This window comes from Shinella lacus (assembly GCF_010994755.1).
Taxonomy (GTDB): Bacteria; Pseudomonadota; Alphaproteobacteria; order Rhizobiales; family Rhizobiaceae; genus Shinella; species Shinella lacus.
The window spans coordinates 335,200-357,436 of the sequence record NZ_WHSB02000005.1 but is presented as its reverse complement, the minus strand read 5'-3'; the positions used below and the strand labels follow the sequence as shown (position 1 = coordinate 357,436).

Below are 22,237 nucleotides of genomic sequence, written 5' to 3'. Positions count from 1 at the left end.
AGGAAAGACCATGAGCGAAGCCTATATCTGCGACTATATCCGCACGCCCATCGGCCGTTTCGGCGGCTCGCTGTCCTCCGTGCGCGCCGATGATCTCGGCGCCATTCCGCTGAAGGCGCTGATGGCGAGGAATGCCGGCATCGACTGGGAAGCGGTCGACGACGTCATCTTCGGCTGCGCCAACCAGGCGGGCGACGACAATCGTAACGTCGCGCGCATGTCCTCGCTGCTTGCCGGCCTGCCCGTTTCGGTGTCCGGCACGACGATCAACCGGCTCTGCGGCTCCGGCATGGATGCCGTGATCGCTGCCGCCCGCGCCATCAAGGCGGGCGAGGCGGAGCTGATCGTCGCCGGCGGGGTCGAAAGCATGAGCCGCGCGCCCTTCGTGATGCCCAAGGCCGAAACGGCTTTTTCGCGCAATGCGGAAATCTATGACACGACGATCGGCTGGCGCTTCGTCAACCCGCTGATGAAGAAGCAGTACGGCGTCGATTCCATGCCCGAGACCGGCGAGAACGTCGCCGAGGATTTCAAGGTGTCGCGCGCGGACCAGGACGCCTTTGCCGTGCGTTCGCAGGCGAAAGCCGCCGAAGCGCAGGCGAACGGACGGCTAGCGAAGGAGATCACGCCCGTCACCATCCCGCAGCGCAAGGGCGATCCGGTGGTTGTCGAGAAGGACGAACATCCGCGCGCCACCACGATGGAAGCGCTTGCCAAGCTCGGCACGCCCTTCAAGAAGGAAGGCGGCACGGTGACGGCCGGCAATGCCTCCGGCGTCAACGATGGTGCGGCCGCACTGATCATCGCCTCGGAGGCGGCGGTCAAAAAATACGGTCTGACGCCGATCGCCCGCATCCTCGGCGGCGCCATGGCGGGCGTGCCGCCGCGCATCATGGGCATCGGCCCGGTCTATGCCACGCAGCGCCTCTGCGCCCGCCTCGGCCTGAAACCATCCGATTTCGACGTCGTCGAACTCAACGAAGCCTTTGCCTCGCAAGGCCTGGCGACGCTCCGCGAACTCGGCATCGCCGACGATGCGGACCACGTCAACCCGAACGGCGGTGCCATCGCGCTCGGCCACCCGCTCGGCATGTCCGGCGCGCGCATCACCGGCACGGCGGCGCTGGAGCTGCAACTGACCGGCAAGACGCGCTCGCTCTCGACCATGTGCATCGGCGTGGGGCAGGGGATTGCGGTGGCGCTGGAGCGGGCTTGAGGTGAGCCCCTCACCCTAGCCCTCTCCCCGCAAACGGGGAGAGGGGACGTGCCCGACACTACGGTAGAGAATTATGAAAACGGCGCGGCATATCCCTTCGCCCCGCTTGCGGGGAGAAGGTGGCGGCAGCCGGATGAGGGGCTGCTTCGCCGACGACAATTGACACGGCCCCGCCGCTCCGGCACCCATGCGGACCAACCCTTCCGCTTCGATGACGGCCCGCTATGTCCAAAACCACCCGTGCCACGCAGGCGCTCGCCAAGTCCGGCACTCCCTTCACCGTGCATACCTACGACTACGACCCGACCGCCGACCGCGTCGGCATCCAGGCCGCCGAGGCGCTGGGGGAGGATCCGTCGCGCGTGCTGAAGACGCTGATGGCCGAGGTGGACGGCAAACCGGTCTGTGTCATCGTGCCGTCGGATTGCGAGGTCAGCATGAAGAAGCTGGCCGCCGCCTTCAAGGGCAAGTCGGCGAACATGATGAAGCCGGCGGATGCCGAGCGGCTCACCGGTTTCGTGGTCGGCGGCATCAGCCCGTTCGGCCAGAAGAAGCAGGTGCCGACGGCAATGGAGGAAGCGGCGCTCGTGCATGAGGCCGTCTATATCAATGGCGGGCAGCGCGGTTTGCAGGTGCGGCTGGCCCCGCGCGATGCGCTTGCGGCGCTGAAGGCGATTTCGGCGCCGGTCATCGCCTGATTGCGCCTTCTCTTCCGGCGACAAGCACACTAAGTTTCCTTCATCCATTTTGAGAACAGACAGGCATGCCATGACCTATCCCGAAAATTCCGCCCCCGCCATCGATTCGCAAAAGCTCGACAAGCTCGCCGAAGTCGCGGTGCGCGTCGGCCTTCAGCTCCAGAAGGGGCAGGATCTCGTGGTGACGGCGCCGGTCGCCGCCCTGCCGCTCGCCCGCCTCATCACCAAGCACGCCTATATGGCCGGCGCGGGCCTCGTCAGCACCTTCTATTCCGACGAAGAGACGACGCTCGCCCGCTACCGTCATGCGCCGGACGAGAGCTTCGACCGCGCCAGCGACTGGCTCTACGAGGGCATGGCCAAGGCCTATGCCAATGGCGCGGCGCGCCTGGCGATTTCCGGCGACAACCCGATGCTGCTCTCCGGCGAGGACCCGGCCAAGGTCGCCCGCGCCAACAAGGCGAACTCCACTGCCTACAAGCCGGCGCTGGAGAAGATCGCCAATTTCGACATCAACTGGAACATCGTCTCCTACCCGAACCCCTCCTGGGCCAAGCAGGTCTTCCCGAACGACCCGGAGGATGTGGCGGTCGAAAAGCTCGCCAACGCCATCTTCGCGGCGTCCCGCGTCGATGTCGCCGATCCGGTCGGGGCCTGGCGGGCGCACAATGCCAATCTTGCCAGCCGCTCGGCCTGGCTCAACGGCGAGCGCTTTTCCGCGCTGCATTTCACGGGGCCGGGCACGGACCTGACGGTCGGCCTCGCCGATGGCCATGAATGGCACGGCGGCGCCGCGACGGCGAAGAACGGTATCACCTGCAACCCGAACATCCCGACGGAAGAGGTCTTCACCACGCCGCATGCGTTGCGTGTCGAGGGCCATGTCTCCTCCACCAAGCCGCTCTCCCACCAGGGCACGCTGATCGACGACATCCAGGTGCGCTTCGAGGGCGGCCGCATCGTCGAGGCGAAGGCCTCGAAGGGCGAGGCGGTGCTGAACAAGGTGCTGGATACCGACGAGGGTGCGCGCCGGCTTGGCGAAGTGGCGCTGGTGCCGCATTCCTCGCCGATCTCGGCGAGCGGCATCCTGTTCTACAACACGCTGTTCGACGAAAACGCCTCCTGCCACATCGCGCTCGGCCAGTGCTATTCGAAGTGCTTCCTCGACGGCGCGAGCCTTTCGCCCGAGCAGATCCGCGCGCAGGGCGGCAATGAAAGCCTCATCCATATCGACTGGATGATCGGCTCCGACAAGGTGGATATCGACGGCATCCGTGCCGACGGCAGCCGCATGCCCGTCATGCGACGCGGCGAGTGGGCATGACCCATATCGGCGTGATCGGTGGCGGCGGATGGCTGGCCGGGGCTCTGCTCCGGCCTGTGCTTGCCGATCGCATCGTCAAACCGGCCGATCTCGTGCTGTCCTCGCGCTCCGGCAATATTTCTGGCTTCGAAGCCTGGCCGGGCGTGCATATGACGACGGACAATTCCATCCTGGTGGATGCGTCCGACGTCATCGTCTTCTCCGTCCGCCCGTCGGACCTCGACGAGATCGACCTCGATCTTCGCGGCCGTTTCGTCATATCCGTCATGGCGAGCGTCTCGGTGGACGAGATCACTGACCGTTTTGGCGCACGGCGCATCGTGCGCGCCATGCCGAATGCCTGCGCCGAGCAGCGGCAGTCCTTCACGCCGTGGTTTGCGACGGATGACGTGCGCAAGTCCGAGGCGGAGTTCGCGCAAAGCTTCTTTTCCGCCTCGGGGCGGGCGCATTTCATCACCAACGAACACGAGCTCGATTATTTCACCGCGCTCACCGGCTCTGGCGCCGCCTTCCCAGCGCTGGTGGCGGATGCGATGATCCGCCATGCGATCGAGGCGGGCATCGATCCCGAGACGGCCGACCTTGCCGTGCGCCAGCTTTTCCTCGGTGCCGCCACGCAGATGGCGAGCATCAGCGATACGCCGGCCGATATCGTCGAACTCTTCATGGAATATCGCGGCACCACGGCGGCCGGCCTTTCCGCGATGATCGACGCCGATCTGGCGCACGCCGTCTTCATGGGGCTTACGGCCGCGCGGCGGCGGGCGATGCAGGGCGCGGACTGATCCGCGCAGCACTTTGCGCCTGCGCCCACTGGCTGAGCCAGACACTTCCCAGCACCACGACCATGCCGGCGATCTGCAGCAGGCTGAGATCCTGCCGGAGCAGCGCCCAGCCGAGCACGACGGCAACGAGCGGGCTCAGGAAACCGAGCGGCGAGATCGTTGCCGGGTCGAGCCGGGCAAGACCGCGAAACCAGACGATATAGGTGAGGGCCGCGCCGATGACGCCGAGATAGAGGAAGCCGATGAGGTTTTCGGCTGTCGGAACCGGCAGCGCCGGCTCGAAGAACAGTGCGACGGGCACGAGCAGCAGGCCGCCCGCCGTCAGCTGCCACGCGGTGAAGGTGAGCGGCGGCACCGGCGGCTGCCAATGGCGCGACAGCACGGTGCCGAAGGCCATGGACACGGCGCCGGCAAGGCCTGCGGCGATGCCGATCGGGTCGAGATGGGCGGCCGGTGTCAGCACGAGCAACGCGACACCACCGATGCCGGCAAGACCCGCGACGACCGAAAGCGGCCGGATCGCCGTGCCCATCACGGCGCGTGACAGGCCGAGCACGATCAGCGGCTGGATGGCGCCAACGGTCGCGGCGACGCCGCCCGGCAGGCGATAGGCCGAAACGAAGAGCATCGCCCAGAAGAACGAAAAGTTCAGCGCGCCGAGCAGGAAGGTCCGCGCCCACCAGATGCCCTGCGGCAATTGCCGCACGACGGCGAGCAGGAGAAGGCCCGCCGGCAGCGCGCGCAGTATGGCGACGGTCAGCGGATAGCCGGCCGGCAGCAACTCGGTGGTGACGATATAGGTGCTGCCCCAGATGGCGGGTGCAGCGGCGGTAAGGAGGATATCGGTGCTGCGAGACATGATTATCTCCATATAAAGAATCTTGATATCAAGATATAGGAGATTATCTTGACGTCAAGTTAAATTCGCCTTTAAGTCCGCCCATGGATCACGTCGACAGAATTCTCGCCCAGTGGAACCGTGAGCGGCCGGACCTCGATGTCGGGCCGATGGGCCTGCTCGGCCGCATCGCGCGGCTGCGCACCCATCTTGCCCGGGAAATCGACAAGACGCTTGCCGAAAACGGGCTCAACGCCGCGAGTTTCGATGTGCTGGCGACGCTTCGGCGGTCCGGGCCGCCCTATCGGCTCTCGCCGGGCGACCTGCTGGCGGCCACCATGGTCACCTCCGGCACGATGACCAATCGCCTGGATCAGCTGGAAAAAGCGGGCCTCATCGAACGCTCGCACAATCCGGAGGACCGGCGCGGCGTGATCATCGCGCTGACACCGAAGGGTTTTTCCGTGGTGGATGCGACCGTGACCGCCCATGTCGGGAACCAGCACCGGCTGCTGGAAGGCCTGAATGACGGCGAACGTGCGGCGCTGGATGGATTGCTGCGGAAATTCCTGGCCGAATTCGAATAGTCAGATGCGGTCGACCAGTTTTTCGACCCGCGCGATATGCGCCTTGCGCTTGGCCTCGCTGCTGCGGTCGATGTCGTAGAGATTGACCAGCTTGAAATCGAGGCCCTTGGCGCAGAAGGCGGTGATGGCGCGCTTCAAGAGCCGTTTCACCGGGTTGCCCATGTAGAGATGTACGATCCACCAGGGCGAACCGGTCGTGGTGAAGGCCCAGAACAGGTGGATATTGTCGAGACGCGGCTGGATGCGCCCGCCGGCCGGATCGTTTTCATAGGCGACGCCGGGGGCAAACACCCGGTCGAAAAAGCCCTTCAGGATGGCCGGAAAATTGAACCACCACTGCGGAAAGACCAGCACGAGCCCGTCCGCCGCCTTCAGCCGCGAAACGAAGGGTTCCGCCTCCGACGGGTCGTAACTGGGCTCGAAAAAGCGGGCGCGTTCGGAGGGCGTCAGCCGCGGATCGAAATCCTCGCGGTAGAGGTCGAGAAGATCGACCGTATGGCCGTTTGCCACCAGCTTCCGCCGCACCGTCTCGGCGACGCTCCCGGCGAAACTCTCTTCCAGCGGATGAGCGAGCAAAAGCAGAATGCGCATCAGAACAGCGAGCCCTGGCGCGGCGCCGGTTTCTCCGGCTCCGCCTTCGCGCCTTTCTTACGCGGTGTGCCGCCGCCCGAACCCGTGACGGCATCGACCGTGCCATCGGCGAACTCGATGGCGATCGCCCGGCCCGGCCCCAGTTCCGCCGCGGCATTGACCGGTGCCCCGTCCTCATCGCGCACCAGCGCGTAACCGCGCTTCAGCACGTTGCGATAGGAGAGCGATTGCAGCATGCGGTCCTGCGCCTGAAGCAGCGCGCGGCGGCGGGCGAGATTGCCGGCGAGCGCGCTTTCGGCGCGCAGCGCCAGGCCCGTCAGCCGGTCGCGCGACCGGCCGGTCTGCGCGGCGATGCGGGCGGGCGTCGCGCGCAGCGACACGTCGAAGGCGGAAAGGCGGGCGCGGAACTGGTCGAGCCGGCGCTCGATGATACGCTCGGCGCGTTGCACGCGGTCGGTGACGCGCTGGCGGCGCTCGGCGATGCGGGTCAAGAGCACGTCGGGCCGAAGATGCGCGGCCGCGCGCTCGAAGGTGCGGCGCTTGTTGACCGTGTTCATTTGCAGGCCGCGGCCGAGCCCGGTGGCCGCCTCGTCGAAACGGCGGCGGGGGAGTGCGAGAAGCTGGTCGAGCGAGGGCAGCGCCCGGGCGAGTGCGCGCACTCCCTGGCGGCGATTGTCCATCTGGCGGGCCACCGCGCCGCGAAGGCGGGCCGTGAGCGAGGCGATTTCCGCGTCGAGATCGGCTTTGACGGGCACGGCCATTTCGGCGGCGCCCGTCGGCGTCGGCGCGCGCCGGTCGGCCGCATGGTCGATCAGCGTCCAGTCCGTCTCATGGCCGACGGCGGAGATCAGCGGGATTTTCGAGGCGGCGGCGGCGCGCACGACGATCTCGTCGTTGAAACTCCAGAGGTCTTCCAGGCTGCCGCCGCCGCGCGCGACGATCAGCACGTCCGGCCGCGACAGCGGTCCACCGGGTTGAAACGCATTGAAACCGTCGATCGCCGCCGCTACCTCCTGGCCCGATCCTTCGCCCTGCACCTTGACCGGCCAGACGATGACATGGACGGGAAAACGGTCGGCGATGCGGTGCAGGATGTCGCGGATGACGGCGCCGGTCGGTGACGTGACGACGCCGATCACCCTGGGCAGGAAGGGCAGCGGCTTCTTGCGCTCCGTATCGAACAGCCCCTCGGCGGCAAGCTTGCGGCGGCGTTCCTCCAGCAGCGCCATCAGCGCGCCGGCGCCGGCCGGCTCCAGCGTCTCGATGACGATCTGGTATTTCGAGGAGCCGGGGAAGGTGGTGACCTTGCCGGTGGCGATCACCTCCATGCCCTCTTCCGGCTTGAAACGCAGCTTTGAGAAACTGCCCTTCCAGATCACAGCGTCGATGCGCGCCCGGTCGTCCTTCAGCGAGAAATAGGCGTGTCCCGAGGAATGCGGGCCGCGATAACCGGAAATCTCGCCGCGCACGCGCACCTGATCGAAGGCCTGCTCGACCGTGCGCTTGATGGAGCCGGAAAGTTCCGACACCGAATATTCGGCGAGGTTGCTGGGCGAATCACTGTCGGAAAAGAAGCTCATGCGGCAAAGTGTAGTGCGTTTGGCGGCGGATGACAGGGTGCCGCAGCCGGCATCCCCAGGTGTCGTGCCCCAAAAAGCGACCTATTCTGGTTTCACCCGGTAGAGCTTTAGCACCGGCCCCTGCGCGCCCTCGACCGGTTCCAGATAGGCCGGCACCTTGCCTTTCAGGAGGTTGGCATAGAGACCGTCCGGCTCGGCCTTGGCGATCATCTTGATTTGCGAATTGCCCGGGCAAAAGGCGAGCAGCGTCACCTTGGCCCCGCGCAAGAATGCTTCCGCCTGGCGCGGGTTGGAAAGGCCGATATGCAGCTCCGTCAGCATGCCGCCCTGGTTGCGGTGGTATGGCGCGGACAGCACGCGGTGGCCGGTAAAGCGCAGGATCGGCGCGCCGAGATCCGAAACGGCGGCGACGACGCCGATCGGCTCGTGGGCAAGCGGCGCCAGCACGGACTGGTCCTTGCAGGCAGGCAGCTTCGGCTTGCTCGAAAGTTCGGCGCGCAGCACATCGCCGGACTGGCCGGGCAGGAGGGCGCCGCCGAGCGCCCAGCTGGCGGGCGTCGAGGCGAGCGTCAGGCCGGCGAAGGCGGCGCCGAGCTTCAGGTTCTTCGGCGCGGCATTCGACGCCTCACGCAGCCTGGCGACCATGCGACCCAGCGGGATGGCGGCAAGCACATAGACGAAGATCGAGCCGCGGATCTGGAGGATGGAGATCGCGAAGGCGACCGTCAGCAGCGCCAGCAGGATCAGGTGTTGTTCCGTCGCCTCGCGGCGATAGACGCAGCGCAGGCAGGCGACGATCGCGATCACGCCGGTGGCGTAAAAGCCGGCGATCGACGTGGGGTCGAGGTGGAACTGGGCGATTGCCGATTGCGCTTCGATGACCATGTCGAGCCAGAAGGTTTTCAGCAGCGGGTCGAGCGCATCGAGCGGGTTCGACAGGCAGCCGGGCGCGATCAGCAGCACGGCTGCGGCAAGCACGGCGCCGGCACCGGCGAGCGCGAAAACCCGGCCGCGGAACGACCAGGCGCTGGCGAGCGACGCCGTCAGGAAAAGCGTGCCGCCGCCGAGCGTGGCGAGCGCGTAGAAGCCGTAGGACAGGCTGTCACAGGTGACCTGGGTGTAATGCGACGGCGCGACGGTGGCGAAGAAGGCGCCGGTCGTCGTCAGCGCCAGCGCAAGGCCATAGGCGGTGGCCGCGTCCCGGAAGCTGCTGCCATGCCAAGCCCAGCGCAGGGCGACGATCAGGCAGACCGCGCCGATCAGCGGCGTCGTCTCCACGCCGATGGCGATGGCGAAACCGGCCAGCACGCCGGCGATGGCATGGTCGCGCGGTCGCCGGGTTGGCGAAAGCAGCATGGCCGTGATGGCGGTCACCAGCAGGATCTGCACATTGTGATGATCGATCGAGCCAGGCTGGAAGCGGTTCAGCGACAGAATGAGGATGGAGGTCAGGATCAGCGTCGCATGCATCGCCATCGTGCCGCCCAGCCGATAGCTGGCAACGCCCGCGCTGAAGAGCACCGCGACGACCAGAATGGATGGCCAGACGGCAAGCGCCAGCGCCTCGGCCTGCTGCTGGCCGGCAAAAAGCGAGAAGAAGCTGATCAGGTTGGCGATCGGCAGGTCGATGAAGCGCGACCAGTGCATCGGCGTGCCGCCGGCCAGCCCCAGGCGATATTGCGTGGTGTCGAACCAGCCCTGGCCGGCGAGCAGGTCGCGCACCATGACGAGCCGCATCGCATCGTCATTGTCGGAGCCGACATAATCGGTGGTGAAGGGCAGTGAAAGGGCCAGCAGAAGGGCGATGGTGATGGCGGAATAGAAGGCGAGCACGCACCAGGTCATCCCGGTGCGCGGGGCAAACGTCTCCTGCGGTGCGATCGGCAGGGCTGCAGGCATGGATTTCGACACGTTTCGCCTCTTTGTCTGCCCATTCAACTCTGTCGAAAACCTAGCCTTAACCTTCTCAAGAAATAGTAAAACCGGTGGGACGCATGAGGCGGCCCGCAACGGAGACCGCGTCGTCATGACGGAAGCCTTGCTGGAAGACCTAGAGATTGCCGTGCTGCTGCCCTGCTACAACGAGGCGCAGACGATCGGCGATGTCGTGACGAATTTCCGCGCAGCGCTGCCCTCCGCCCGGGTCTATGTCTACGACAACAATTCCACCGACTCGACCGCACTGCGCGCAGCCCTTGCGGGCGCGACCGTCGTGCGCGAGCGCCGCCAGGGCAAGGGCAATGTGGTGCGCCGCATGTTCTCCGACATCGAGGCGGACATCTACATCATGGCCGACGGCGACGGCACCTATGCCGCCTCCGACGCGCCGGAACTCATCCGCACGCTGATCACCGAGGGGGCCGACATGGTCGTGGGCACGCGGCGCGGCGTGCACGCGGATGCCGGACGCCAGGGCCATGCCTTCGGCAACCGCATCTTCAACACGCTGTTCCGCTCGCTGTTCGGCAACGATTTCTCCGATATCTTCTCCGGCTACCGCGCCTTCTCCCGCCGTTTTGCCAAGAGCTTCCCGGCCGTGTCCGGCGGTTTCGAGATCGAGACGGAAATGTCCGTGCATGCCTCGCGCCTGCGCATGCCGATCGCCGAGCTGGAGCTCGACTATGGCCGCCGGCCGGAGGGTTCGCACTCGAAACTCTCCACCTTCAAGGACGGCGCAAAGATCCTCTGGATGTTCGCCATGCTGATGAAGGAAACGCGGCCCTTCGTGTTCTTCGGCGCGATCAGCGGGTTCTTCATGATCCTGAGCCTCAGCTTCATGGCGCCGGTGCTGGGCGAATATTTCCGAACGGGCCTCGTCGAGCGCATGCCGACCTGGGTCTTTTCGCTGGCGCTGATGATGATCTCGTTCCTGGTCTTCTCCGCCGGCATGATCCTCGATTCGCTGGCCCGCGCCCGCGCCGAGCAGCTGCGCATCCATTACATGAACCAATCCGCCGGCCGGTATGCCCGCACCGCCCGCAGGGCGGACAAGGCGACGCGGCATCTTGCGGCCTGACCGAACGGGACAGCACCATGAACAGGGAAACCACCAACCGCATCCGCTTCGTGATCGAGGACGTGCTGCCGCCGATCCTGCGCGATTCCGCGCTGTTCAAGCAGGCGGCGAGCCTGGTCTGGGGCAAGCATATCGGCAAGCTCGCGAAATTCCGCGAACGCGCGCCGTTCCTCACCGCCGCGGAATATGAAGACCTCTACCGCGAGCATCCGCGCGTCCACGCCGGCACGGACAATTCACAGGCCTGCATCGACCGCATCGTCGCCTCCATCGTGGGCGAGAGCGTCTGCGACGTCGGCTGCGGCACCGGAGCGCTGTTGAACTTCATCAAAGCGGGCAATCCCGGCCTCAAGCGGTTGACCGGCGTCGATTTCGTCGTCGACGATGCGGCGAGCATCACGGGCGTCGAATATGTCGCCGCGATGATCGAGTCTTTGCCCTTTGCCGATGGCGAATTCGACACGGTCGTCTGCACCCATGTCATCGAGCATGTGCTGGAATACCGCCAGGCCATCGCCGAGCTGCGCCGCATCGCCCGCCGCCGGCTGATCATCGTCGTGCCGCGCGAGCGGGAATACCGCTACAGCTTCAACCCGCATTTCAACTTCTTCCCCTACACGCATTCCTTCCTGCGCGCCGTGCATCCGGTGCCGCCGCGCCATGTCTGCGTCGATATCGGCCGTGACATTTTCTACATGGAAGACCGCGCGGAGCCCGACGCGTGACCACAGGCGGCTATAGCCCCACCATCTGGGCCGGCCTACTCGGCACGCCGCTGCTGATCGCGGCGGGGCAGGTGCTGTTCAAGCTGACGAGCGGCACGACCGGCGAATTCGGCGTGAAGGGGCTCGTCGCGCTGGCGCTCAATCCGCTGCTGCTGCTGGCGCTCGCGATCTATGGCGCCGGCACGATCATCTGGATCTTCGTGCTGAAGGCGGTGCCGCTGACGATCGGCTATTCCTTCATGGCGCTGACCTTCTGCTTCGTGCCGCTGCTCGCCAGCCTCTTCCTCGGCGAGGCGCTCACCCTGCGCTACGCGCTCGGCGCCGTCCTCATCGTTGGCGGCATGCTCGTCATCAACGGCTGAACTCACCCCTCGAAATGCGCCCGCGTCTCGGCATCCGCGGGGAAGAAGCTCTCGATCAGCACGCCCTGCACCAGCGCATCCTGCGCGGAGCCGAAGGAGGTCAGCGTGGTGATCCAGTTGAAGCGTTTCGCGCCGATCGCCATCTCGATCGGCAGGATCGGCAGCCTGTCCGTCTCCGGAAAGGCTTGAAGTGCGGCCTGGATGTCCTCTGCCGCCGCCAGCCGCTCGATGCGCTTGAGGAGCGGGCTACGCGGCCCCTGCAACCAGGCCTCGGCGCGGATGCGGTGCACCAGGTCGGCTGCCGATTGTGCCCAGTTGACGACGATATCGCGCAGCGGCGTCGGCCCGAGATAGGCTTCGAGGAAATTGTCGCCCGGCGACACCGCGATGCCGGCCATGCCGGCAAGGCTGAGGAACGCCTGGTTGGCGGTCAACACGTTGTATTCGTGATCGAAGACGACGCCCGGATAGGGATCATGCCGGCCGAGGATAAGGCCGATCGCCTCCGCTACCGCCGGCGGGAAGGCCGAAAGGCTTGCGGCCGGCGACGTCGCGAAGCGCGGGCGAAAACCGGCGGCGGAAAACAGCATGCCCTGGTCGCGTGCCGGAATGTCGAGCACGGCGGAAAGCCGGAGGATCATGCCCTCAGAAGGACGCGAGCGGCCGGTCTCCAGGAAGGACAGGTGGCGGGAGGAGATGCCGGCCTCGGTCGCAAGCTCCAGCTGGCTCATGCGCCGGTGGCCGCGCCATTCCTTGAGATGTTCGCCGAATTCCATGCCGGTCTCCTATTCATGCTGTCCCGCGCACTAAACAGCAGGCGCGACATCATTTCCATTACCTCCAAGGTAATTGGTTTGCCGCACCGCTCCCGGCAGGATCAGCCCATCGAAACGAAAGGAGCCCACAATGTTCGCCACCCTCAACCGCAATCTCCTGAAGTCCATCATGCTTGCCGACGGCGTCTTCTCGCTCGTCGCCGCGGCCGGCCTCTTTGCCCTGTCGGGTCCGATCGGCAGCCTCGTCGGCCCGCTCGCAACGCCGGCCGTCCTCAACGGTTTCGCCGCCTTCTTCCTTGTCTGGGGCGCCTTCCACCTCGCCGTCGGCCGGCAGGAGCGGCCGTCGCCCGCCGCAGTCCGCTTCGCCATCGCCGGCGATGCGCTATGGGTCATCGGCAGCGTGGCCGTGCTGCTCTTCGCCCGCAGCGGGCTGACGCTCACCGGCATCGGCCTCATCGCGGTCGTGGCCGTGGCGGTTGCCGATATCCTGCTCGTCAAGCAGATCGGCCTCGGCCGTCAGCAGCGCGCAGCCCTCGCCTGAACACGCCGACATTGTTCCAATCGCCTCCGCGAAAGCGGGGCGATTGCCGTTCAGAAAGCACCAACCTACCCCGCGGGAGAGATTCCCCTTGCCCGGAAAATGCACTACCGTCGCGCCCGAATGAAAACGGGGAACCCTTCATGCGCGTTATCTTTTCCGAGGACCACAAGCTCAGGAACGCTCGCACCGAGCTTTACGGCGGCGAGCTCGTACCGCCCTTCGAGGCGCCGTTCCGGGCGGAGTGGATCTTGGCGGCGGTCAAGGATGCCGGTTTCACAGATGTGTCCGCACCGGAACGCCACGGGCTCGAAACCGCGCTGAAGGTCCACGATGCCGGCTACCTCGCCTTTCTGGAAGTGGCTTGGGAAAAGTGGAAGGCCGCCGGTTACCGGGGCGAGGCGATCGCCACCTCCTTCCCCGTGCGCCGCACCTCGCCGCGCATCCCCACCCAGATCGATGGCCTGCTCGGCTATTATTGCAACGCCACGGAAACCGCGATCACGCCGGGCACCTGGGAAGCGGCCGTCTCCTCCATGCAGACCGCGTTGACGGCGGCCGACATCGTGGCCGGCGGCGACAAGGCCGCCTTCGCGCTCTGCCGTCCGCCCGGCCACCATGCCGGCATCGATAGTTTCGGCGGCTATTGCTTCATCAACAACGCCGCCGTCGCCGCCCAGCGCTTCCTCGACAAGGGCGCGAAGAAGGTCGCGGTGCTCGATGTCGATTTCCACCATGGCAACGGCACACAGGATATCTTCTACGAGCGCGGCGACGTCTATTTTGCCTCGCTGCACGGCGATCCGGCCGAAGCCTTCCCGCACTTCCTCGGCTATGCGGAAGAGACCGGCAAGGGCGCCGGCGCAGGCACGACGCAGAACTACCCGCTGCCGCCCGGCACGCCCTATTCTGTCTGGGAGGCCGCCCTTCACGACGCACTGAAGCGTATCGCCGCCTTCGGCGCGGAGGTGATCGTGCTGTCGCTCGGCGTCGATACGTTCGAGAAGGACCCGATCTCCTTCTTCAAGCTCGTCTCGCCGGATTACATCACGATGGGACGCGCGGTCGCGGCATCCGGCCTGCCCGTGCTCGTCGTCATGGAAGGCGGCTACGGCGTGCCGGAAATCGGCCCCAACGTCGCCAACACGCTGAAGGGCATCACCGGCTGAGGCCTGGAGTCTGTCAGGTTCATTATGAACCTGACAGACTCCAGGTTTCTTTGTTTTCGTTTGTCTTTTCGGGAAAACCGGTTTCCACTTTTCCCTGACAAACTTTAGCATCAATTTTCCTGAAGCAAGGCGTCACGATTATCCATTTGTCGGCTGGCAGACCCTCCTCTAGGACTGGGTGCCTGGAGGAGCATCTCACATGGCAGATCAACAGGTGGTAGCGGGCGGCAAGCTTTCCGGCTCCGGCAATGCGGGGCTTTTTTCGGGCGTGCTGCTCTGCCTCGCCTCCATGTCGAGCATCCAATTCGGCTCGGCGTTTTCCGCCACCGCGATCGACGCCTACGGGCCATCCACCACGACTTTCCTCCGCTTGGTCATGGCAGCCGCCGTGCTGGCGATCATCGTGCGCCCGCCCATGCGCTCCTACAGCCGCGAGCAATGGAAGAGCGCGCTGACGCTCGGCACCACCATGGCGGCCATGACGCTCTGTTTCTTCGCCGCGATCGACCGCATTCCGCTCGGCCTGGTCATGGCGATCGAGTTTCTCGGTCCGCTCGCCGTCGCGACCTGGGGGCTTGGCGGCGGCTGGCGGTTGATCTGGCCGCTCGCGGCCTTCATCGGCGTCGTGCTGCTCTCCCATGACGGCGAAGGCTGGGTCGGCGATCCCGTCGGCGTGCTCTTCGCCTGCGGCGCCGGCGTCGGCTGGGGCACCTATATCGTTCTGATGAAGAAGTCCGGAAAGCTCTTCAAGGGGCTGGAAGGGCTCTCCATGTCGCTGATCGTGGCGGCCGTCGCCGCCGCACCCTTCGGCCTCATGCGCGCGCACGAGGCGATGAACCCGGAAGGGCTCGGCATGATGCTCGGCCTCGCCGTCCTCGTGCCGCTCTTCCCCTATGCGCTGGAAATGATTGCGCTGCGCCGCATGCCGATGTCCGCCTTCGGCATCCTGATGAGCCTGGAACCGGCGCTCGGCGCGCTGGCCGGCTTCCTGGTGCTGAGCCAGCCGATGACGCCCTTCCAGATGCTCGGCACCGCCTTGGTCGTCGCGGCGAGCGCCGGCGTCACCTCGGGCGGAAACAGCGAAGCCTAGGCAAAACTAGCGCCTCTTTCATGTTCCTGCCGCAATCGCTAGGTTGAAGCAGATTCATCGAATCCTCGGGGACGCCTAGATGTACAAGAAATGCGCTGTTATCGCGGTTGCCGCGGTCTATCTTTCTGCCTGCACGACGACTGACCCCTATACGGGCGAACAGAAGGTCTCGAACACCGCCGGGGGGGCCGCGATCGGCGCCGGCGTGGGCGCCGTGGCCGGCCTGCTCATCGGCAACAACCCGGTGCAGCGCCGCAATGCCGCGCTGATCGGCGCCGGTGTCGGCGCGCTCGCCGGCGGCGCGATCGGCAATTACATGGACACGCAGGAATCCGAGCTGCGCGCGCAGCTTCAGGGCACCGGCGTCTCGGTCACCCGCGTGGGCGACCGCATCGTTCTGAACATGCCGTCGAACGTGACCTTCTCGACCGACCAGGACCAGGTGATCCCGCCGTTCTATCCGACGCTTGATTCGGTGGCGATCGTGCTGCGCAAGTTCGACAAGACGCTGATCGACGTCGACGGCCACACCGACTCGGTCGGCAATGCCGGCTACAACATGGATCTCTCCAACCGCCGCGCCAATTCGGTCGCGAACTACCTCGCCTCGCGCGGTGTCGATCCGCGCCGCATGTCGGCGATGGGGTATGGCCTGGAGCGTCCGATCGCCTCCAACGCGTCGGAAATGGGCCGCGCGCAGAACCGTCGCGTCGAAATCGCGATCTCGCCGCTTAAGAGCTAAGCGCGCTTGAGACCCGGGTCGTCGTCGGCCGGGTTGTAGAAGAGCGACAGCACCAGGCTCTTCGCGATCCGCTCGGCCGTCGCCATGAACCACGCCTTCGCCTCTGGCGAGGGCGCGATGTCGTCCAGCGTCGCGGAAAACAGGCCGAGCCAGGTCTGGAACAGCGGCGGGTTCATGCCCTGCACACCCTGATGCGCCATCACCGGCTTGCCGCCATAGCCGCCGTCCTTGAAGGCGACGGCGGACCAGAAGCGGTTCATCTTCGCCATATGCTCCGGCCAGCGGCCTTGAAGCCGGCCGTCGAAGACCGGGCCAAGCTCCGGATGCGCCCGCACGCGGCCATAAAACGTCTCCACCAGCAGCGGAATGAACGCGGCGGTGACGCCGATCGCCAGCATCTCCGCCTCCGCACGGGCACGGATGGCGGCGAAATGGGAGAGGCGGTCGGGAGCATCGTCGGTCATGGCCCGAAGATAGGATGCCGGCCGGCCGCATACAATCCGGCCGATCGCCGCAGGGGGGTCAGGGGCCTTCGCGATCCAGAGCCCATTCCAGCCGCTTGTAGTCGAAGCCATATTTCAGCGTCGGCTTGACCACCTCGAAATAGGGCGAGAGGTCGAAATCGCGGGGCGTGTAGAGCGAGTGGTGGCGGATATGCAGGATCTCTTCGCGCGAATAGGTCGAGGTCGCGGCCGCATGGCCCGGCGAGCGGACGATATCCGGCAGGATCGGGTAGCGGATCCGCTCGAAGGCTTCCGCGATCAGCGTGGAGCAGATCGCCCGCGTCGGATCGCCCGAACCGAAAGCCAGCATGCGGCGGCGCCAGCGCACCGGCACGGGCGGCGCCGGCAGGAAGAAGCGCAGCATGTCGGTGATGTTCTTCAGGTCGTATTTCAGCCCGAGGCGCGAGACCATGAAGGAGACCAGCATGTTGCGATCCTCCGGCGTCAGGCCGACGGGCCGGCAGATGCGCGTGTTGTAGGTCCGGTATTTGGTGAGCGGCACCGCCACGCAGCCCTCGCCGAGATTGACCTCGATGAGTTGCGGCCGATCGATCGAGGGCAGCGCCGCCTGGTCGAGCGTCAGCGGGATCTCGTCGCCGACGAAGAGCGCCGCATGCGACCAGGTCGATTGAGTGAGGTATTTGATCGCCGCCGAGACCTTCTGGTTGCCCTCGACCAGCAGCACGTCGCCGGGCCGCAGCGTGCGCGCCAGCGTTTCCGGGTCGGAGGGCGTGTAGGGCTCGTAGCCGGACGCCTGGCTTTGCAGGCGGTCTGCGAGGCGGCGGCCGAGATGGTCCAGCAATGTGTCGCGGCTTGCAGAAAGCGGCTTCAGTGCGGCGGTCACATTGCGTCCTTTGCAGTCTCTGTCGCCACCACTCTAGCGTTAGCCGCGACACTCTGTCGAGGTTGACCGCAGCGAATGCGATCCTATATTTAGAATAATTCTAAACTGGATTTTCGCCGATGTTCTCCCGCCTTCTTCGCCCCGGCAAACGCAGCCTCGAATCGCTTAGCGAACAGGAAATCCTGGCGCTCGCCATTTCCTCCGAAGAGGACGACGGCCGCATCTATCTCGCCTATGCCGATGCGCTGCGTGACGCCTATCCGCATTCCGCCCGGGTCTTCGAGGAGATGGCGGAAGAGGAGAGCCATCACCGCCAGATGCTGATCGATCGGCACATCGCCCGCTTCGGCGACCGCATCCCGCTGGTGCGGCGTGAATATGTGCGCGACTTCCCGGAGCGAAAGCCCGACTGGCTGATCGCCAACATGTCGGTCGACAAGATCCGGGAGCAGGCGGAGGCCATGGAGGACGCCGCCCACCGCTTCTACCTGACCGCCGCTTCGCGCACGCAGGACGCCGCGACGCGAAAGCTGCTGGGCGACCTGGCGCTGGCGGAAAAGTCGCATGAATCGCTCGCCCGCAGGCTCGGCGAGGAGCACACGCCGGTGGATGTGAAGGCCGAGGAGGACCAGACTTCGCGGCGGCAATTCGTGCTGACCTATGTGCAGCCGGGCCTTGCCGGGCTGATGGACGGCTCGGTCTCGACGCTCGCGCCGATCTTCGCCGCTGCCTTCGCAACGCAGGATACCTGGCAGACCTTCTTGGTCGGCCTCTCCGCCTCCGTCGGCGCTGGCATCTCCATGGGCTTCACGGAGGCAGCCCATGACGACGGAAAACTCTCCGGCCGCGGCTCGCCCGTCAAACGCGGCCTCGCCTCCGGCATCATGACGGCGCTCGGCGGCCTCGGCCACGCGCTGCCCTATCTCATCCCGAATTTCCTGCTGGCCACGACCATCGCCGTCATCGTCGTGTTCATCGAACTCTGGGCCATCGCCTTCATCCAGAACCGCTACATGGAAACGCCGTTCCTGCGCGCCGCCATGCAGGTCGTGCTCGGCGGCAGCCTCGTGTTGGCGGCGGGTGTGCTGATTGGCAATGCCTGAAACGCAAAAGGCACACCCCACCCACTGCGTCATCCTCGGGCTTGACCCGAGGATCCATGCCACAAGTGAGGGCGTATCGTGATGCGTGGATCCTCGGGTCAAGCCCGAGGATGACGGAGGAGAGGTCGGCAGGCCTTGAATTGGTACCTTTACACAATTACGCCCGCAGCGTGCCGCCCGTCGTCTTGACGACGTTGCCAACGATCTTTGCCGTCAGCGCCTCGAAATCCTCGTCCGTCAGCGTCTTGTCGGTCGGCTGGATGACGACTTCGATGGCGATCGACTTCTTGTCTTCGCCGAGCGAGGTGCCCTCGAAGACGTCGAAGACGGTGACGCCGGCGATCAGCTTGCGGTCGGCGCCGGTGGCGGCGCGTACGATGGCGCCGGCATCCACCGTCTTGTCGACGACGAAGGCGAAGTCGCGCTTGACGGCCTGGAAAGGCGAAAGGTCGAGCGCCGGCTTGGTGCGGGTCGCCTTCTTCTTCGGCTCCGGCATGGCATCGACATAGATCTCGAAGCCGGCGAGCGCGCCGGACACGTCGAGCACGCCGAGCGCCTTCGGATGGAACTCGCCGAAATATCCGAGCACGACCTTCGGCCCCATCTTGATCGTGCCGGAGCGCCCCGGATGATACCACGCGGGCGCACCCGCCTCGATCTGCACATTGCCCATCGGCAGGCCGCAGGCCTCGATCACGGCGAGCGCATCGGCCTTGGCGTCATAGACGTCGACCGGCTTGCCGCCGCCCTTGGCGGCATTCGACCAGAGACGGCCGGAACCCGCGAGCGAGGCCGTGCCGCGGCGCACACCGCCGGCCACGCGGCGCTGGCCTTCCGGCCTGTCGTTCTCGTAGGTGCCGGAGACTTCGAACAGCGCGACGTCGCCATACCCCTTGTCGGCATTGCGCTGCGCAGCTGCCAGCAGGCCCGGCAGCAGCGAGGGCCGCATGTCGGACATATCGGCGGCAATCGGGTTCGACAGCGCCAGCGAAGCGGCGCCACCGCCGAAGAGTTCGGCATGGGCCTTCGGGATGAACGACCAGGTGACGGCCTCCATCATGCCGCGCGAGGCAAGCGCGCGCTTTGCAAGGCGTGAGCGGATCTGCAGCGTGGTGAGGATGCGGCCGTTCACCGCGCCATGGCTTTCGAGCGGCGCCGGCTTGATATTGTCGACGCCGTGGATGCGCATGACCTCTTCCACGAGGTCCGCCTTGCCGTCGACATCCGGACGCCAGGAGGGGACCGCGACGGAGACGCGCTCGCCCGAGCCCGAAACCTTGAAGCCGAGGCGGGTCAGGATATCGACGCTTTCATCCGACGAGACATCAAGGCCGGTGAGGCGCTTGACGTCCGTGAACGGGAAATCGACGATCTTGGCGTCATAGCCCTTGTAGCCGACGACGTCGGTCTTGGCCGCCGTGCCGCCGCAGAGCTCCAGCACCAGTTCGGTGGCGCGTTCGAGGCCCGGCACCATGTATTCCGGGTCCACGCCGCGCTCGAAGCGGTAGCGCGCGTCGGTGATAATGCCGTGCGAGCGGCCGGACTTGGCGATGTTCATAGGGTCCCAGAGAGCCGATTCGATCAGCACGTCGGTGGTTTCCGCGTCGCAGCCCGAGTGCTCGCCACCCATGATGCCGCCGATCGATTCCACGCCATTGTCGTCGGCGATGACGACGTTGGACGGGTTCAGCGTGTATTCGCGCGTATTGAGCGCCAGCACCTTCTCGCCTTCCGCCGCCCGGCGCACGACGAGATTGCCCTTCACCTTGGCCGCATCGAAGACGTGCAGCGGGCGGCCCTGGTCGAAGGTCATGTAGTTGGTGATGTCGACCAGCGCATTGATCGGGCGCAGGCCGATCGCGATCAGCCGCTGCTGCATCCAGCGCGGGCTCGGGCCGTTCCTGACGCCGCGCACGAGGCGGAGCGCGAAGCCCGGGCAGAGATGATCGTCACCGCCGAGGTCGAGCTTCACCTTGACCGGCGTCTCGCCTTCGACCGCGAAGGACGGTGCCTTCGGCGCCTTCAGCGTGCCGAGACCGGAGGCGGCGAGGTCGCGGGCGATGCCGAAAATGCTGGTGCAGTCCGGCCTGTTCGGCGTCAGGTTGATCTCGATGACCGGGTCGTCGAGACCGGCATAGGCGGCATAGCTCTGGCCGACCGGCGCATCGGCCGGCAGGTCGATGATGCCGTCATGGCTGTCGGAGATTTCCAGTTCCTTCTCCGAGCACATCATGCCGCGGCTCTCGACGCCGCGGATGGTGCCGACGGCCAGCGTCACGTCGATGCCGGGCACATAGGTGCCGGGCGCCGCGAAGGCGCCGACGAGGCCGGTGCGCGCATTCGGCGCGCCGCAGACGACCTGGATCGGATCGCCCTTGCCGGTATCGACCATCAGCACGCGCAGCTTGTCGGCGTTCGGATGCTGCTCGGCGGAGACGACCTTGGCGATGACGAAGGGCTTGAAGGCCGCCTTGTCGTCGACGTCTTCCACTTCGAGGCCGATCGCCGTCAGCTTCGCGCAGATGTCTTCCAGCGAGGCGTCGGTATCGAGATGGTCCTTCAGCCAGGAGAGCGTGAATTTCATGATGTTTCTCCTTGGTGCCGGTTACGCGCTGAGGCCGCCGAACAGGGTCGGCATGTCGAGCGGGCGGAAGCCATAGTGGCTCAGCCAGCGGACGTCGGCGTTGAAGAAGTCGCGCAGGTCCGGCATGCCGTATTTCAGCATGGCGATGCGGTCGAGGCCCATGCCCCAGGCAAAGCCCTGGTACTCGTCCGGATCGAGACCGCCGGCGCGCAGCACGTTCGGGTGAACCATGCCGCAGCCGAGGATTTCCATCCAGTCGGTGCCCTCGCCGAACTTGACGATCGGGCCGGACGAGCGGTCGCACTGGATATCGACCTCGAAGGACGGTTCCGTGAACGGGAAGTAGGACGGGCGGAAGCGCATGGTGACGCTGTCGACCTCGAAGAAGGCCTTGCAGAACTCTTCCAGCACCCAGCGCATGTTGGCGACATTCGCCTTCTTGTCGACCACGAGGCCTTCGACCTGGTGGAACATCGGCGAATGGGTGGCGTCACTGTCCTGCCGGTAGGTCTTCCCGGGAATGATGATGCGGATCGGCGGCTTTTGGGCCTCCATCGTGCGGACCTGCACGGGCGAGGTGTGCGTGCGCAGCACCTTGCGTTCGCCGCTTTCGTCCGCGGGGAAGAAGAACGTGTCGTGCATCTCGCGGGCCGGGTGGCCCTCGGGGAAGTTCAGCGCCGTGAAGTTATAATAGTCCGTCTCGACGTCCGGACCTTCGGCGATGGAAAAGCCCATGTCGCCGAAGATCGCAGTGATTTCGTCGACGATCTGGCTGATCGGATGGATGCGGCCGCGCTCGGCGGGCGAGGAGCGCACCGGCAGGCTGACATCGACCGTCTCGGCCGCAAGGCGCGCTTCGATCGCGGCATCGCGCAGCGCGGTCTTGCGTTCGCCGATGGCATCCGTCACGCGGGTCTTCAGCGCGTTGATCGCGGCACCCCGCGTCTGGCGCTCTTCCGGCGACATGGTGCCGAGCGTCTTCAGGAGGTCCGAGACGGAACCCTTCTTGCCGAGTGCGCCCACGCGCACGGCCTCGATCGCCGCTTCGTCGGAGGCCGCGGCAACGTCGGAGAGGAGCTGCTGTTCCAAAGTGTCGAGTTCAGTCATCTTTACCTGCTTTGCTTGCGTCGGCCGGGCGGGGGGCCAGGAGACCCTAGGACGGATAG

22 protein-coding genes are annotated in these 22,237 nt (G+C 65.8%); 13 read left to right on the top strand and 9 right to left on the bottom strand.

Annotated features, from left to right (window positions below; all coding sequences use genetic code 11):
* The first annotated feature begins 10 nt into the window (after window positions 1-10).
* From pcaF to GB927_RS16160, 4 genes are all read left to right on the top strand, one after another.
* Window positions 11-1,216: a 3-oxoadipyl-CoA thiolase gene (gene pcaF, locus GB927_RS16175; protein ID WP_256118209.1), complete on the top strand. Its 1,206-nt coding sequence runs from the start codon at window positions 11-13 to the stop codon at window positions 1,214-1,216.
* Between the two features lie 224 nt (window positions 1,217-1,440).
* Window positions 1,441-1,914, top strand: coding sequence for a Cys-tRNA(Pro) deacylase (ybaK, locus tag GB927_RS16170; RefSeq protein WP_256118208.1), 474 nt, complete (start codon window positions 1,441-1,443; stop codon window positions 1,912-1,914).
* Window positions 1,915-1,984: 70 nt separating this feature from the next.
* Window positions 1,985-3,238, top strand: coding sequence for an aminopeptidase (locus tag GB927_RS16165; protein WP_256118207.1), 1,254 nt, complete (start codon window positions 1,985-1,987; stop codon window positions 3,236-3,238).
* Complete coding sequence (locus GB927_RS16160; protein ID WP_256118206.1) at window positions 3,235-4,023, top strand: pyrroline-5-carboxylate reductase family protein; 789 nt, start codon at window positions 3,235-3,237, stop codon at window positions 4,021-4,023. The genes GB927_RS16165 and GB927_RS16160 overlap by 4 nt, the downstream gene beginning before the upstream one ends.
* Here the strand turns inward: GB927_RS16160 and GB927_RS16155 are convergent.
* On the bottom strand, window positions 3,983-4,885 hold the full coding sequence (locus tag GB927_RS16155) for an EamA family transporter (RefSeq protein ID WP_256118362.1): 903 nt from the start codon (window positions 4,883-4,885) through the stop codon (window positions 3,983-3,985). The two genes, GB927_RS16160 and GB927_RS16155, sit on opposite strands and share 41 nt — an antisense overlap.
* Before the next feature lie 80 nt (window positions 4,886-4,965).
* On the opposite strand from GB927_RS16155, the gene GB927_RS16150 reads away from it, so the two are divergent.
* The gene (locus GB927_RS16150; protein ID WP_256118205.1) at window positions 4,966-5,448 is read left to right on the top strand and encodes a MarR family winged helix-turn-helix transcriptional regulator; all 483 of its coding nucleotides are present in this window, start codon (window positions 4,966-4,968) and stop codon (window positions 5,446-5,448) included.
* Here GB927_RS16150 and GB927_RS16145 read toward each other — a convergent pair whose 3' ends face one another.
* From GB927_RS16145 to GB927_RS16135, 3 genes are all read right to left on the bottom strand, one after another.
* Entirely contained in the window at window positions 5,449-6,039 is a 591-nt protein-coding gene (locus GB927_RS16145; RefSeq protein WP_256118204.1) for an NAD(P)H-dependent oxidoreductase, read from the bottom strand.
* Window positions 6,039-7,619 (bottom strand): exodeoxyribonuclease VII large subunit, encoded by a 1,581-nt coding sequence (xseA, locus tag GB927_RS16140; RefSeq protein ID WP_256118203.1) that lies wholly within the window; start codon window positions 7,617-7,619, stop codon window positions 6,039-6,041. Before xseA ends, GB927_RS16145 begins: the two co-directional genes overlap by 1 nt.
* Window positions 7,620-7,700: 81 nt before the next feature.
* Window positions 7,701-9,530, bottom strand: coding sequence for a hypothetical protein (locus tag GB927_RS16135; RefSeq protein WP_256118202.1), 1,830 nt, complete (start codon window positions 9,528-9,530; stop codon window positions 7,701-7,703).
* A 115-nt stretch (window positions 9,531-9,645) separates the two neighbouring features.
* Between GB927_RS16135 and GB927_RS16130 the strand changes: the two genes are divergently transcribed.
* Genes GB927_RS16130 through GB927_RS16120 form a run of 3 tightly spaced genes read left to right on the top strand, consistent with a single transcriptional unit; the run spans window position 9,646 to window position 11,722 of the window.
* A complete protein-coding gene (locus GB927_RS16130) occupies window positions 9,646-10,635 on the top strand; it encodes a glycosyltransferase (RefSeq protein ID WP_369431666.1) in 990 nt (329 codons plus the stop codon).
* 17 nt (window positions 10,636-10,652) lie between these two features.
* Window positions 10,653-11,360, top strand: a complete 708-nt coding sequence (locus tag GB927_RS16125) for a class I SAM-dependent methyltransferase (protein ID WP_256118201.1) — start codon at window positions 10,653-10,655, stop codon at window positions 11,358-11,360.
* A complete protein-coding gene (locus GB927_RS16120) occupies window positions 11,357-11,722 on the top strand; it encodes a DMT family transporter (protein ID WP_256118200.1) in 366 nt (121 codons plus the stop codon). Before GB927_RS16125 ends, GB927_RS16120 begins: the two co-directional genes overlap by 4 nt.
* 2 nt (window positions 11,723-11,724) lie before the next feature.
* On the opposite strand, the gene GB927_RS16115 is transcribed toward GB927_RS16120, so the two are convergent.
* Window positions 11,725-12,498, bottom strand: a complete 774-nt coding sequence (locus GB927_RS16115) for a helix-turn-helix domain-containing protein (RefSeq protein ID WP_256118199.1) — start codon at window positions 12,496-12,498, stop codon at window positions 11,725-11,727.
* Between the two features lie 130 nt (window positions 12,499-12,628).
* Here GB927_RS16115 and GB927_RS16110 point away from each other — a divergent pair, with 130 nt between their 5' ends.
* From GB927_RS16110 to GB927_RS16095, 4 genes are all read left to right on the top strand, one after another.
* A complete protein-coding gene (locus GB927_RS16110) occupies window positions 12,629-13,039 on the top strand; it encodes a hypothetical protein (RefSeq protein WP_256118198.1) in 411 nt (136 codons plus the stop codon).
* A gap of 140 nt (window positions 13,040-13,179) precedes the next feature.
* Window positions 13,180-14,205, top strand: coding sequence for a histone deacetylase family protein (locus tag GB927_RS16105; RefSeq protein WP_256118197.1), 1,026 nt, complete (start codon window positions 13,180-13,182; stop codon window positions 14,203-14,205).
* A gap of 199 nt (window positions 14,206-14,404) precedes the next feature.
* Window positions 14,405-15,295 (top strand): EamA family transporter, encoded by an 891-nt coding sequence (locus GB927_RS16100; protein ID WP_256118196.1) that lies wholly within the window; start codon window positions 14,405-14,407, stop codon window positions 15,293-15,295.
* Between the two features lie 79 nt (window positions 15,296-15,374).
* On the top strand, window positions 15,375-16,037 hold the full coding sequence (locus GB927_RS16095) for a YiaD family glycine zipper/OmpA-like lipoprotein (RefSeq protein WP_256118195.1): 663 nt from the start codon (window positions 15,375-15,377) through the stop codon (window positions 16,035-16,037).
* Here the strand turns inward: GB927_RS16095 and GB927_RS16090 are convergent.
* Both GB927_RS16090 and GB927_RS16085 read right to left on the bottom strand, forming a co-directional pair.
* Entirely contained in the window at window positions 16,034-16,501 is a 468-nt protein-coding gene (locus tag GB927_RS16090; protein ID WP_256118194.1) for a group III truncated hemoglobin, read from the bottom strand. The genes GB927_RS16095 and GB927_RS16090 overlap by 4 nt on opposite strands.
* 58 nt (window positions 16,502-16,559) lie before the next feature.
* A complete protein-coding gene (locus GB927_RS16085; protein ID WP_256118193.1) occupies window positions 16,560-17,384 on the bottom strand; it encodes a C40 family peptidase in 825 nt (274 codons plus the stop codon).
* 119 nt (window positions 17,385-17,503) lie between these two features.
* Between GB927_RS16085 and mbfA the strand changes: the two genes are divergently transcribed.
* Window positions 17,504-18,487: an iron exporter MbfA gene (gene mbfA, locus GB927_RS16080; protein WP_256118192.1), complete on the top strand. Its 984-nt coding sequence runs from the start codon at window positions 17,504-17,506 to the stop codon at window positions 18,485-18,487.
* Between the two features lie 157 nt (window positions 18,488-18,644).
* Here mbfA and pheT read toward each other — a convergent pair whose 3' ends face one another.
* The gene (gene pheT / locus GB927_RS16075; protein ID WP_256118191.1) at window positions 18,645-21,071 is read right to left on the bottom strand and encodes a phenylalanine--tRNA ligase subunit beta; all 2,427 of its coding nucleotides are present in this window, start codon (window positions 21,069-21,071) and stop codon (window positions 18,645-18,647) included.
* A 21-nt stretch (window positions 21,072-21,092) separates the two neighbouring features.
* Window positions 21,093-22,178, bottom strand: coding sequence for a phenylalanine--tRNA ligase subunit alpha (pheS, locus tag GB927_RS16070; protein WP_256118190.1), 1,086 nt, complete (start codon window positions 22,176-22,178; stop codon window positions 21,093-21,095).
* Window positions 22,179-22,237 lie beyond the last annotated feature (59 nt).

Excerpts from the sequence above, each read along its gene's own strand:
- pcaF (WP_256118209.1), top strand. The coding sequence starts at position 11 with ATGAGCGAAGCCTATATCTGCGACTATATCCGCACGCCCATCGGCCGT.
- ybaK (WP_256118208.1), top strand. The coding sequence starts at position 1,441 with ATGTCCAAAACCACCCGTGCCACGCAGGCGCTCGCCAAGTCCGGCACT.
- GB927_RS16165 (WP_256118207.1), top strand. The coding sequence starts at position 1,985 with ATGACCTATCCCGAAAATTCCGCCCCCGCCATCGATTCGCAAAAGCTC.
- GB927_RS16160 (WP_256118206.1), top strand. The coding sequence starts at position 3,235 with ATGACCCATATCGGCGTGATCGGTGGCGGCGGATGGCTGGCCGGGGCT.
- GB927_RS16150 (WP_256118205.1), top strand. The coding sequence starts at position 4,966 with ATGGATCACGTCGACAGAATTCTCGCCCAGTGGAACCGTGAGCGGCCG.
- GB927_RS16145 (WP_256118204.1), bottom strand. The coding sequence starts at position 6,039 with ATGCGCATTCTGCTTTTGCTCGCTCATCCGCTGGAAGAGAGTTTCGCC.
- xseA (WP_256118203.1), bottom strand. The coding sequence starts at position 7,619 with ATGAGCTTCTTTTCCGACAGTGATTCGCCCAGCAACCTCGCCGAATAT.
- GB927_RS16130 (WP_369431666.1), top strand. The coding sequence starts at position 9,646 with ATGACGGAAGCCTTGCTGGAAGACCTAGAGATTGCCGTGCTGCTGCCC.
- GB927_RS16125 (WP_256118201.1), top strand. The coding sequence starts at position 10,653 with ATGAACAGGGAAACCACCAACCGCATCCGCTTCGTGATCGAGGACGTG.
- GB927_RS16115 (WP_256118199.1), bottom strand. The coding sequence starts at position 12,498 with ATGGAATTCGGCGAACATCTCAAGGAATGGCGCGGCCACCGGCGCATG.
- GB927_RS16110 (WP_256118198.1), top strand. The coding sequence starts at position 12,629 with ATGTTCGCCACCCTCAACCGCAATCTCCTGAAGTCCATCATGCTTGCC.
- GB927_RS16105 (WP_256118197.1), top strand. The coding sequence starts at position 13,180 with ATGCGCGTTATCTTTTCCGAGGACCACAAGCTCAGGAACGCTCGCACC.
- GB927_RS16100 (WP_256118196.1), top strand. The coding sequence starts at position 14,405 with ATGGCAGATCAACAGGTGGTAGCGGGCGGCAAGCTTTCCGGCTCCGGC.
- GB927_RS16095 (WP_256118195.1), top strand. The coding sequence starts at position 15,375 with ATGTACAAGAAATGCGCTGTTATCGCGGTTGCCGCGGTCTATCTTTCT.
- GB927_RS16090 (WP_256118194.1), bottom strand. The coding sequence starts at position 16,501 with ATGACCGACGATGCTCCCGACCGCCTCTCCCATTTCGCCGCCATCCGT.
- mbfA (WP_256118192.1), top strand. The coding sequence starts at position 17,504 with ATGTTCTCCCGCCTTCTTCGCCCCGGCAAACGCAGCCTCGAATCGCTT.
- pheT (WP_256118191.1), bottom strand. The coding sequence starts at position 21,071 with ATGAAATTCACGCTCTCCTGGCTGAAGGACCATCTCGATACCGACGCC.
- pheS (WP_256118190.1), bottom strand. The coding sequence starts at position 22,178 with ATGACTGAACTCGACACTTTGGAACAGCAGCTCCTCTCCGACGTTGCC.